Source organism: Pseudosulfitobacter pseudonitzschiae (assembly GCF_900129395.1).
Lineage (GTDB): Bacteria > Pseudomonadota > Alphaproteobacteria > Rhodobacterales > Rhodobacteraceae > Pseudosulfitobacter > Pseudosulfitobacter pseudonitzschiae.
In genome coordinates, this window is the sequence record NZ_FQVP01000003.1 from 275,539 (window position 1) to 286,671 (window position 11,133).

An 11,133-nucleotide genomic window follows, 5' to 3' on the forward strand; every position below is an offset into this window, starting at 1 on the left:
TGCAGCTGTGCACAACAGCATTTGCAGCCTCACACAATCAAGGAAGGCTGAAGACGCTTCTGAGATATAGGGGGAGTGATACCGCAGCCTGTGGCTACGATGACAATGCGATAAGGGGTGGGCGTGGTTTCTGCGTTAGCCTTTGACGCAGTAAAGCTTTGGGCGTGTGGTCGTCTGGACAGGCTCACACTCGCGCGCGATCTGTTCCAGCCGATTTGCCATGACATCCAGTTGAAGTGCCGATTCGTCCGTCAAGTCGTTTCCAACAGCGCGAAGATACCCTGCGAGATCCTCCAGGACTTTTTGCGCTTCGCAGACAGCGTCTTTGGCAAGACCACTCATAACCAGACCTTTAGGCACACAACCAAATAGATATTTGCTACTAGCAATAATGCATCAAAGTTTTCGAAAAGTCTATCTTAAATCTGGATACGAAGCTTCAGGAAAACGAAAACAATTAGGCCAGTGCGTCCGCGACGGCAGACAGCAGGTCTTTCTTGCGAAAGGGCTTTTGCAGAAAGGCCACCGCGCCGCTGATGTCTGCGATGGCTTGGGTGGTTTCAAGGTCGGTGGCCGCGTTGCCGCCCGAAATGATCAGCACAGGCAGCCCGGCAAGATCTGCGCGCAGGTCGTCCATCAATCCGACGGCATTGTCATTGCCCAGCCAGAAATCCAGAATCGCAAGGTTGATATCATTCCGGTCGGACAGAATGGTCCGTGCCTGTTCGAGCGTTTCGGCCTCGTGAACATCCGCGCCATCCCGTTGCAGGAATTGCACGATCAGGTGCCGAACTGCCGGGTCGTCTTCAACGAGAAGTATCTGTGTTGCCACCGTCTTAATCCACGGGTCTAGGGTAATAAGAAGTTCCCAACGCAAGCGTTCGGACTGACCTGATAAAGTCTTGTCGCTCGCCCTCTGGTAGTGCGTCTATCCTGGTTGCTACATCAACGATAGGGTCTTGGCTCAAAGCTTCAAGACCCAATTGGGTCAACGATATCGTCTTTATCCTGCTGTCGCTATTGTTCACACGTTGGGTGACCAGGCCACGCTGTGCCAAAGTTGTGATCGCACGCGCCACGGGCGAGGGCGTGAGATTCAGAAACGGCGCGATGCGCCGCAACTGGCGCTGGTCCTCGGGAGAGCGCGCCAGATAGCGCAGAATGGACCACTGCAACGGCTGGATTTCCGACGAATGTCGCGCGGTATAGGTGTCGCGGATCAATCGCTCCAGCAAAACGGCCGCGGCCAAAGAGGCCTTGTCCTGATTTGCGCTGGTCATATGCACAGACCGTTGGCATTCAATTCCTGACACGTTCTGCAGGAAACAGAGTGGTGAAGTGGCACCATAAACAAGTTATTCATTCGGACCTTCGGGCAGATTACCGTGAGTGGTCCTTTGAGATATAGCGTCAAAAAGTGTGGCTGCCAGTTTTGCGCGCGTAAAGGGTTTCTGCAGCAACATTCGTCCCATCGCCAACATCCCGTTATGCACAGCGGCATTCTGCGAAAAACCCGAGATGAAAATGACCGTCGCGTTGGGGAAATATTTGACCAGCGCATCGGCCGTGTCGATGCCGTTCATCGCGCCGGGCAGGATGATATCGCTCAGGATGATGTCCGGCGGGTCCATGGTGCGCGCCAGTTCCAAGGTTTTTTCTCCCGTCGACGCCTGTGTGACCTTGCATCCAAAGGATTCGAGTTTGGTGGCGTAGAGCAAGCGCAGTTGATCTTCGTCCTCGATCAGCAGCACGTGGCACCCTTTCAAAAGATCACTGGGCGCTTCGGTTGCCATCGCGTCAGACGTGTCAGGCACGACCGTGGAATTGGCGCGTGGCAAAAAGATCCGCACAGCCGTGCCGCGCCCCTGCACCGTGTGCAAGGACGTGAACCCCCCCGATTGCTGCGCAAAGCCCAGCACCATCGATAGCCCCATACCAGTGCCCTTGCCGACATTCTTGGTGGTAAAGAAGGGATCAAAAGCCTTGGCCGCGACGGCGCGGCTCATCCCCGTGCCCGTGTCCGCCAATTCGATGCAGACATATTCACCCGGTTCCGACCCCGGCATCTGGCGGGCCTGAAAGCTGTCGATGTCGCGGTTGCTCAGCGAAATTGTCAGCGTTCCGCCCTGGGGCATGGCATCCGCAGCATTGCCCACGATGTTCATAAGGCACGTTTCCAATTTGGCCGCGTCAGCGTTGATCATCCAGTTTTCCGGCCCATCGGGTTCTACGATCTGGATATTAGGCCCCAGAGCCGCGCGCATTGCAGGCAGCATGTCGGTCACAAGCTTTTTCACGCCGATGATCTTGGGCGACAGCGGTTGATTGCGCGCAAAGGCCAGAAGTTGCTGGGTCAGCGCGGCCCCGCGCGCGACAGCGGTCAGCGCATTGTCGATGTACTCAAGCCTTTCCTTCGGAGCATGGGCAAGCGCGGCCAGCTCGATATTGCCAGAGATGATCGCCAGCAGATTGTTAAAGTCATGAGCCACGCCGCCGGTGAGGTTGCCGATGGTCGATATCCGGTCGGCCTGATTGGCGCGCAATTCGGCCAGCCGCTGTTCCGTGACGTCCTGTCCGACCAATTCAACGATCTGCGGGTCTTGGCCAGGTCTTGAAACCGGGTTCATGAGGACGCGGATGTAGCGAATTTCGCCACTGTGACGGATAATGCGATAGGTCTCGTCGACGGATTTTCCCAGGATGATCGCCTCGCGCCGGGCCGCGCTTTCGGTCTCGTCGAAATCCAGGACCAGGTCGCTGCGAAGTGTTTCGATCGACTCCGATTTCAGAACGTCATCCACTTCGCGATCCAGCAATCCGGCGAAGGCGGGGTCGCAACTGATGAACCGTTTTTTTTCAATGTCCAGTGTTGCATAGCCCATTTGTGCGATTGCGACGGTGCGGGCCAGGTGATGGTGTTGCTGGTCCGACACCGGGTCGGATTTGCTCAGGCTGCGGCCTTTTGTTTCAAGCAAGGCGGCGATTTCGCGCAGTGGTCCGGTCATGTGGTTCTGCGTGTTTTCGCTGAACCGGATTGAATGATCGTGTCGTGAGGTTCCCGTTTCCTTTAACTCCTGCGCCATTTCGTCCAACGGGCGCAGAACGCTGCGGTTCAGCAGAGCATAGAACGCCAGACACACTGCAAGCAGGCAGGCGAGAATTCCCAGGACGATCAAAAGCGTCAACAGCAGGCTCTGGCTGCCGGCCGGTTTTGCCGGGCCGTACAGGGTCAGCGTGCCCAAAGGCTCGGACGTGCCATTTTGCGCGGACCCGAACGGCGCCGAGGCGGTCACCGCATCGTCGTCACCGTCAATCTTGCCGACAACGATGTCCTGGCCATCGGCGTAGGCAGCGCGCGCGCCGATCAGGCCGTCAGAGGCCACCAGTTCTTCAAGAGTTGACTGCACCAGTGCGGGGTTTTCTATCTGGCCTGTGATCCGCGCGCTGCCGATGCTGGCCAAAACGTCGATCCGGCGCGGGTCGGGGCGCGCTGCCATGTTCGCGGCGATCAAAAGGCCGAGCAAGCTGGCTACTAATGCGCAAACAAGCGTCGTCCGGAACAATGACGTCGGATAGCGTCGGTTCGGGGGGCCAAGCCCTGACTGTTTGCGCGGGCGTATGTTATCCGGTTGGCTGATTTAATTTATCCTAGAACCCAAAGAACATAAAACGTCTGAGTATTAGCCACCACACAACAATCGTTCTGGCAAAAAAACCAGCTTTGGTGTGCGCAGCGGTTTGCGTTTCGGCCCGGAGTCGCACTTCTGTCGCAATTAGAACGGACTTGAGCCCGTTCAGGCTACGACATTCGGGTGAATACGGGGAGTCCTAAGATGAAAATCGGTTTTATCGGTCTGGGGAATGTCGGCGGCAAACTTTCAGGAAGCTTGGTGCGCAACGGTCTGGATGTGGTTGCGCATGATCTGGACGCTGCGCTGGTGGCGCAAAAGGTTGCCGATGGCGCGGTCGCGGGGCAGGGGCCTGTGCAGATGATGCGCGACTGTGATGTCGTGATCACCTGTCTGCCGTCACCTGCCGCGTCGGCGGCGGTGGTGGAACAGATGCTGCCCGAAGTGCGCGCGGGCAAAATCTGGATCGAGATGTCCACGACCGACGCCGCCGAGATCCGGCGCCTGGCCGCATTGGTGGCGGCAGCAGGGGGGCATGCGGTTGATTGCCCGGTGTCGGGTGGTTGCCACCGGGCGGACACGGGCAACATCTCGATCTATGCGGGCTGTGATCGGGACACGTTTGAACGGGTGTTGCCGGTGCTGACCCACATGGGGCGGCGCATCCTGCACGTGGGCGATATTGGCACGGCCTCGACGCTGAAGGTGATGACCAACTATCTGGCCACTGCGAACCTGCTGACGCTGTGCGAGGCGCTGACGGTCATGAAAGCTTCGGGCGTGGACCTGGCGTTGACCTATGAGGCGATTGCCATGTCATCGGGCAACAGCTTTGTCCACGAGACCGAAAGCCAGCTGATCCTGTCGGGGTCGCGTGACGTGAATTTCACGATGGATCTGGTGCAAAAGGACATCGGCCTGTTTCAAAAGCTGGCGGACGATGCGGGCGTGCCGCTGGAAATCTCGCCGCTGATGATCCGCATGATGACCGACGGGCAGGCCCGTTATGGGACGCGGGCACAGTCTGACCGCATGATCGAGCGGCTGGAAGAGGCGACGGGGCTGTCCATTCTGGCAGAGGGCTTCCCGCAGGAACTGGTCGATGATGAGCCGGAGGAACGCGGCTATGAGGTGGTGCGGCGACACTGACAGCTTGCCCCGCGCGGCCCACCTATGCAAAAGGGATGAAACCTTGGGGGACCCTACATGCAAGACATTGATCCGGACGACGTTCTGGCCGCCGTATCTGCCTCGTTCGGGCGGCGCATCGTCGGCGTGATTTCGGTGGCGCTGCTGGGGTTGTTGCTGATCTATCTGGCAATTTTCCAGCCGCCCGCTTTGGCTTGGCAGCTGTTCCTGTTGTTGATCGGAGCCGTGTCGCTGTGGCTGGCGGTGCGCATGTGGCAGGCGACGCGTCACACCGTCGTGCTGACCGAGACCGAATTGCGTGACACCGCCGGTACGGTTCTGGCGACGATGGACGATATCGAAAGCATCGATCGCGGCTTTTTCGCATTCAAACCGTCGAACGGCTTTTTGCTGACAACCAAAAGCCCCGGACCGCGCACTTGGCAGCCGGGACTGTGGTGGCGCATTGGCCGTCGGATCGGTGTCGGGGGCATGACGCCGGGGGCGCAGTCGAAATCGGTGTCCGAGATCATTTCGATCAAGGTCGCGCAGCGCGACATGGGGCCAAAGGACTAGCTGCCTTCCCAAAGTGCCTGTGGTGAATAGCGCGAGCGGGTGAACACAAAGTTCGTGATTGTCGTGTTGTTCAGCCCGGTGTTGAACGGCGGATCATAATACACGAATGTTTCGACCACGACGATACGCTCGTTGTGCAGCATGACGGGAAGACGGTCGTGCCAGTTTTTGACATCGGTGTTGTCCAGCGCCGATATGCCGGGGCCACGGGTGTGTGACCAGTCGCGTTTGTAGATATCGTTGTTGGCATCGTATTTGATCGATGTGACCCGGATGGCAGGCTCCTGACCGCGATTGCGCGTCAGATATTTAAGCAATGCAATCGTGCCATCCAGATAGCTGTCGTTCAACGGCGTTGTCTGCCGCGAGATCATGTCGCCGATGGTATAGGCGGCCTTTTCGTTCAGCGAATACTGGCGATAGGAATCGAAGATCGCGAACATGGTCAGATAGGTCCAGAACAGGATCGGGATGATGATGATCGTTTCGATGGCGACGTTGCCATCCTCGTCGCGGCCAAAGCGGCGCAACCAGTGCAAGGGGGATGCAAAGGACATTAACGTGGCTCCTGAACAAAGGCGGCGACACTGATCATCTTGGCATGGCCTGCGCCATCCTTGACAAAACCCTCGCCCAATCCGGTCAGGCGGAACACCGGATCGAACATATAGCAGGCGCGCAACAGCATGACCGAATGGTCAAGCCCGTTCGTGAAGTTTTGCAGCGGTGTGACAGGTTTCGATGTATCGACACAGTCGGCGGGAGCGCCAAAGCCGCTAAAGTTGCGCATGTCCACTTCTTTCATTTCCAGCCGCAGCTGTGAATCGCAGTCGGGCAGGAAGCCGGAATAGTAGCAGATCATTTCCTTGAGCTCTGCGTGCGTGTACTTCTTGGCCGTGTTCAGGCGCACCTCTCGGATGGATATGTCCATACCCCGGTCCAGAAACATCTGGCGCATGGTGTAGATCCCCAGTTCGACCGAAGTCAGGAACATGGTAAAGATCAACGGGATCGCCAGAGCGAACTCGATCAACATGAACCCGCGTTCATCCTTGCGGAACTTGCGCAGTCCTTTCATCAACAAGCGGATCATTGTGTCAGCCTCAGTTGATTGATCGTGCGGGCAATCGCCTTGAACGCCTCGGTGATCTGGACGCCTTCGACGCGGAAGAAATGGCTGGGCGTAGAGGCGCATTTGCGCATTTCGTTCGCGCCGTGATCGTCAACTTCGAAGCCAATGGCCCAGATCACGATGCCCTTGTCCTTGGCAGCGTCGCAGATATTGCCCAGCAGATAGTCGCCCGTACTGGCGGTATAGTAGTCGGCGACATAGTAATACTTGCGGTCACGGCTGCTGACGTAGCGGCTGAGATACCAGTTGAAGTTGTAGTTGCTCCAGTGAACATAGTCGCTGGCCGAATCGTAGGCCCAGTCGGCAATCCGGTTCGAACGGTCGTTCTTGCCGTCGGTCATCAGGATGATGGTTTTCAGCGTTTCCACATCGTCATAGGCCACAGGGCGCCCCTGGAACGCATTGTCGATGTCATTCGCGTTGATCAGGCTGTTGATCACGGGACGGAACGACGGGTCCAGAAGGGCAGTGGCCCATTTCATCCCCAGAAAGATCGAGGTGCCGGCGCGCGGCTGAAGCTTGCCGATCTGGGTTTTCAGGGCGCTGGCATTCTGGCTGAGCGGTGAAACGGTTTCATAATCATACCGCGGGCAGACAGTGTCGTTGCGGTCGTTGTTGTACCCGTCATAGTTCCACTGAAAGTGCTGCATCTGGTCATAGCGTTTGCTCAGATCGAAATTGGCATTGTCGAATTCCGAGTTCGGGATTTCGAGGCAGTATGAGAATTCGTGACGGTGAATGGTGTTCAGCCTGTCAAAGATCGGTTCGCCCACGTTGACATGTTCGGAATATGGCACCAGCGACAGCGAAACCAGGTCTTTGGTTTCGGGGCGGATCACCGTGTCGACAAACACTTTGGCCGCGTTGCGCAGGTTTTCCATCTTGCTGTTGGAGGCCATCGACCCCGAGATGTCCAACACCAGCGAGATTTCAACGTTGGCGATGCGTTCGCTTGCGGTGCCCACGGCCGGGACGTTCAGTTCGGACACGCCCATGAACTTCATGAAACGGGTTGGCGATACGGTCGCGGCATCGGCTGTGACCGTGCGATAGTTCAGACCTTCGTCGACGGTGACACTTTTCAGGTAGCTGCCCAGCCCGGCTTTGTCGAAATAGTCGGTCACCACCGCTTCGGGGGACATTTCCTGATCCAGGTCGGCAGCGGCCAGAATCGCGCGATCCAGCGTGTTTTGCAACCGGGTGCGTTCCATCTCGTTGCGCATCAGGTCAACGCCGATGCCCCCGATCAGCAGCATCATCAAAACCAGGAAACAGGCGAAGATTGTCATCGACCCGTCATCGTCAATGGCGAAACGGCGCAGCTTTGCGCGCACACCGTGGATGTTTGCGGGTGCTGATCTGAATGTCGTGTCACGTAAAATGCGTGTCATGATGCAGGTCCAATATTGTTGCTTGCCAACGGACCAACGGGGCCAGTTCGCCAGCGTCTTTAATGACTGTTGATTATGGTCAGAATCAGGCGGAACGGGGCTATCACTGTGGTTTTATGGTGCTTTTGCGTCAATTAAGGCGCCGTTAAGGCGCTGAAGGCGACAGTTTCGGATTTGGGGCAAAGATTGTTTCCGCCTGCAAAAACCTGCTTGCTCCGAAATAAATTCTGCAAAAACTGCCCAATAAAGTCGCAAGTGTTTACCGCTTCGTCATAGGCTGCAGTCAGTTGTCTCGAAAAAATCGAGTCGCGATCAAAGGACGTACCATGAGCAACGTGCAAGAACCGAGTTTCCGCGAAAGTGTAGACCTGATGTTCAACAGGGCGGTGGCGCTGATGGATCTCCCGCCCGGTCTTGAAGAGAAAATTCGCGTCTGCAACGCGACCTACACGGTTCGTTTCGGTGTGCGCCTGCGCGGCAAGATCCATACATTCACCGGTTACCGCTCGGTCCATTCCGAGCATATGGAGCCGGTCAAGGGCGGCATCCGCTACAGCCTTGGCGTCAATCAGAACGAGGTCGAGGCGCTGGCGGCGCTGATGACCTACAAATGCGCGCTGGTCGAAGCGCCCTTTGGCGGCTCCAAGGGGGGCTTGTGTATCGACCCGCGTGAATACGAGGAACACGAGCTTGAACTGATCACCCGCAGGTTTGCCTATGAGCTGGCCAAACGTGACCTGATCCATCCCAGCCAGAACGTACCGGCCCCGGACATGGGCACCGGTGAACGCGAGATGGCGTGGATTGCGGACCAATACGCGCGTATGAACACCACGGACATCAACTCGAAGGCCTGCGTGACCGGCAAGCCGATCAACGCGGGCGGCATCCAGGGCCGTGTCGAGGCGACCGGGCGCGGCGTGCAATATGCGCTGCAAGAGTTCTTTCGCCATCCGCAGGATGTGGCCAAGGCCAACCTGTCCGGCTCGCTGAATGGCAAGCGCGTGATCGTGCAGGGTCTGGGCAACGTGGGCTATCATGCGGCCAAGTTCCTGTCCGAGGAAGACGGCGCGCTGATTGTCGGCATCATCGAACGAGATGGTGCGCTGGTTTCCCCCAAGGGCCTGAATGTCGAGTCCGTGTCGCGCTGGATTCGTGATCATGGCGGCGTCACCGGCTATCCAGATGCCACCTATGTCGAGGACGGCGCGTCGGTGCTTGAGGCCGAATGCGACATCATGATCCCCGCCGCGCTTGAAGGCGTGATCAATCTGAGCAACGCCGACCGGGTTCAGGCGCCGCTGATTATCGAGGCCGCGAACGGTCCCGTGACGGCGGGCGCGGACGAGATCCTGCGCGACAAGGGCTGTGTGATCATTCCCGATATGTACGCAAATGCGGGCGGTGTGACCGTGTCCTATTTCGAATGGGTCAAGAACCTGAGCCACATCCGGTTCGGCCGCATGGGCCGCCGCCAGGAAGAGGCGCGGCACCTGTTGATCGTGGAAGAACTGGAACGGTTGTCCAAGGACAAGGAACTGGGTTGGACCCTGTCACCCGACTTCAAGGACAAATACCTCAAGGGCGCGGGCGAGCTTGAGCTGGTGCGCTCTGGTCTCGAGGATACGATGCGCACGGCCTATCAGTCGATGGCCGAGGTCTGGCGGTCGCGCGATGACGTGAAGGATCTGCGCACTGCCGCTTATCTGGTGTCGATTGGCCGCGTTGCATCAAGCTATCGCGCCAAGGGTCTGTGACCGGATGCGGGCAGGGCAGATCATGCCTTGCCCGCGCCAACCGTGCCCATAAGCGCGGCGCATTGGCAACTTCGCGCTGAAACGCATGTCGCTGGTAGGCCGGTGCGCGTCGGAAATTCCTGTGGTCGTGCGCTGTGCCATTGATACTTCTTTCCCAATGCGACAGCGTATCGACTGTATGCTGCGGGAAAAGGACAGGTGATGCGCTTTGATCGGCTGACAAAAGGGTTCTCCGGCCTGCGGGTTCTGAAGGAGGGTCTGACAGGCAACACCGGCTGGACGCCACACTGGCGCGATCCCGAGCCAAAGCCCGAATATGACATCATCATCATCGGCGGCGGTGGTCACGGTCTGGCCACGGCGCATTATCTGGCATCGCAACACGACATCACCAATGTGGCGGTTCTGGAAAAGGGATACCTGGGCGGCGGCAATGTGGGACGCAACACCACCATCGTGCGCGCCAACTATATGCTGCCCGGCAACTCGGAGTTCTACAGCCATTCGCTGAAACTGTGGGAAGGGCTGGAAGACGACCTGAATTACAACGTCATGCATTCCCAGCGGGGCATCATCAACCTGTTCCATTCGGACGGCCAGCGCGACGCCTTTGCGCGGCGTGGCAACCAGATGATCGCCCAAGGCGACGATGCAATACTGCTGGACCGCGCGGGCGTGCAGCGGCTGCTGCCCTATCTGGATTTTGAGCAGACGCGCTTTCCGATCTACGGCGGGCTCTATCACAAACGCGGCGGCACCGCGCGGCACGATGCGGTCGCCTGGGGCTTTGCCCGCGGGGCGGACAGCCGTGGCGTGGACCTGATCCAGCAATGCGAGGTCACCGGCATCGACATCGAAAACGGCGCAGTGCGCGGCGTGCAGACCACGCGCGGGGCGATCCGTGCGAAAAAGGTCGGCATGGTTGTCGCGGGCCGGTCCAGCCAGGTGGCGGCGATGGCCGGAATGCGCCTGCCCATCGAAAGCCACGTCTTGCAGGCCTTTGTCACCGAAGGGCTGAAACCCGTCATCGACCATGTGATCACCTATGGCATGGGACATTTTTATATCAGTCAGTCGGACAAGGGCGGGCTGGTCTTTGGCGGCGATCTGGACCTGTATTCCAGCTATGCAAGCCGCGGCAACCTGCCCACAGCCGAACATGTGGCCGAGGCGGCGATGACGCTGATGCCGGTGATCGGCAAGGCCAAGATGCTGCGCAGCTGGGGCGGGATCATGGACATGACGCCCGACGGCTCACCGGTGATCGACCGCACCCATATCGACGGGCTCTATGTGAACTGCGGCTGGTGCTATGGCGGGTTCAAGGCGACACCGGCCTCGGGCCACACATTCGCGCATTTGCTGGCCACGGACACGCCGCACCCGGTCGCGGCCAAACTGCGGCTGGACCGTTTCCGCACCGGGCGCGGTATCTTGGACGAAGAGGCCACCGGGTCTCAGCACAACCTGCACTGACGGCCGGGGCTCCTGTCGGGGCTTGGGCCAGAACCATTTTTGAA

At 58.4% G+C, this 11,133-nt stretch carries 11 protein-coding genes; 4 read left to right on the forward strand and 7 right to left on the reverse strand.

The window, feature by feature from the left end; translation table 11 throughout:
* Window positions 1-135: 135 nt before the first annotated feature.
* The 4 genes from BUC08_RS09465 to BUC08_RS09480 form a co-directional block, all read right to left on the reverse strand.
* Window positions 136-342: a hypothetical protein gene (locus BUC08_RS09465; RefSeq protein ID WP_037924437.1), complete on the reverse strand. Its 207-nt coding sequence runs from the start codon at window positions 340-342 to the stop codon at window positions 136-138.
* Window positions 343-457: 115 nt separating this feature from the next.
* Window positions 458-832, reverse strand: coding sequence for a response regulator (locus BUC08_RS09470; protein WP_037924435.1), 375 nt, complete (start codon window positions 830-832; stop codon window positions 458-460).
* A gap of 4 nt (window positions 833-836) precedes the next feature.
* On the reverse strand, window positions 837-1,280 hold the full coding sequence (locus BUC08_RS09475; RefSeq protein WP_037924433.1) for a MarR family winged helix-turn-helix transcriptional regulator: 444 nt from the start codon (window positions 1,278-1,280) through the stop codon (window positions 837-839).
* Window positions 1,281-1,355: 75 nt separating this feature from the next.
* The gene (locus tag BUC08_RS09480; protein ID WP_143186711.1) at window positions 1,356-3,497 is read right to left on the reverse strand and encodes a hybrid sensor histidine kinase/response regulator; all 2,142 of its coding nucleotides are present in this window, start codon (window positions 3,495-3,497) and stop codon (window positions 1,356-1,358) included.
* Window positions 3,498-3,833: 336 nt separating this feature from the next.
* On the opposite strand from BUC08_RS09480, the gene BUC08_RS09485 reads away from it, so the two are divergent.
* Window positions 3,834-4,778 carry an NAD(P)-dependent oxidoreductase gene (locus tag BUC08_RS09485; protein ID WP_037924429.1) on the forward strand — a complete coding sequence of 315 codons (945 nt, stop codon included), beginning with the start codon at window positions 3,834-3,836 and terminating at the stop codon, window positions 4,776-4,778.
* A gap of 57 nt (window positions 4,779-4,835) precedes the next feature.
* Entirely contained in the window at window positions 4,836-5,333 is a 498-nt protein-coding gene (locus tag BUC08_RS09490) for a hypothetical protein (RefSeq protein WP_037924427.1), read from the forward strand.
* Here the strand turns inward: BUC08_RS09490 and BUC08_RS09495 are convergent.
* From BUC08_RS09495 to BUC08_RS09505, 3 genes are read right to left on the reverse strand one after another with little or no spacing between them, the layout of a single operon-like run.
* Window positions 5,330-5,890, reverse strand: coding sequence for a TadE/TadG family type IV pilus assembly protein (locus tag BUC08_RS09495; protein WP_037924424.1), 561 nt, complete (start codon window positions 5,888-5,890; stop codon window positions 5,330-5,332). The two genes, BUC08_RS09490 and BUC08_RS09495, sit on opposite strands and share 4 nt — an antisense overlap.
* Window positions 5,890-6,426, reverse strand: a complete 537-nt coding sequence (locus BUC08_RS09500; protein ID WP_037924421.1) for a TadE/TadG family type IV pilus assembly protein — start codon at window positions 6,424-6,426, stop codon at window positions 5,890-5,892. The genes BUC08_RS09495 and BUC08_RS09500 overlap by 1 nt, the downstream gene beginning before the upstream one ends.
* Window positions 6,423-7,856 (reverse strand): TadE/TadG family type IV pilus assembly protein, encoded by a 1,434-nt coding sequence (locus tag BUC08_RS09505; RefSeq protein WP_081855345.1) that lies wholly within the window; start codon window positions 7,854-7,856, stop codon window positions 6,423-6,425. The genes BUC08_RS09500 and BUC08_RS09505 overlap by 4 nt, the downstream gene beginning before the upstream one ends.
* A 326-nt stretch (window positions 7,857-8,182) precedes the next feature.
* On the opposite strand from BUC08_RS09505, the gene BUC08_RS09510 reads away from it, so the two are divergent.
* Together BUC08_RS09510 and BUC08_RS09515 are read left to right on the forward strand one after the other, a co-directional pair.
* A complete protein-coding gene (locus BUC08_RS09510; RefSeq protein WP_037924419.1) occupies window positions 8,183-9,613 on the forward strand; it encodes a Glu/Leu/Phe/Val family dehydrogenase in 1,431 nt (476 codons plus the stop codon).
* A gap of 201 nt (window positions 9,614-9,814) precedes the next feature.
* Entirely contained in the window at window positions 9,815-11,089 is a 1,275-nt protein-coding gene (locus tag BUC08_RS09515) for a sarcosine oxidase subunit beta family protein (protein ID WP_037924416.1), read from the forward strand.
* Window positions 11,090-11,133: the final 44 nt, after the last annotated feature.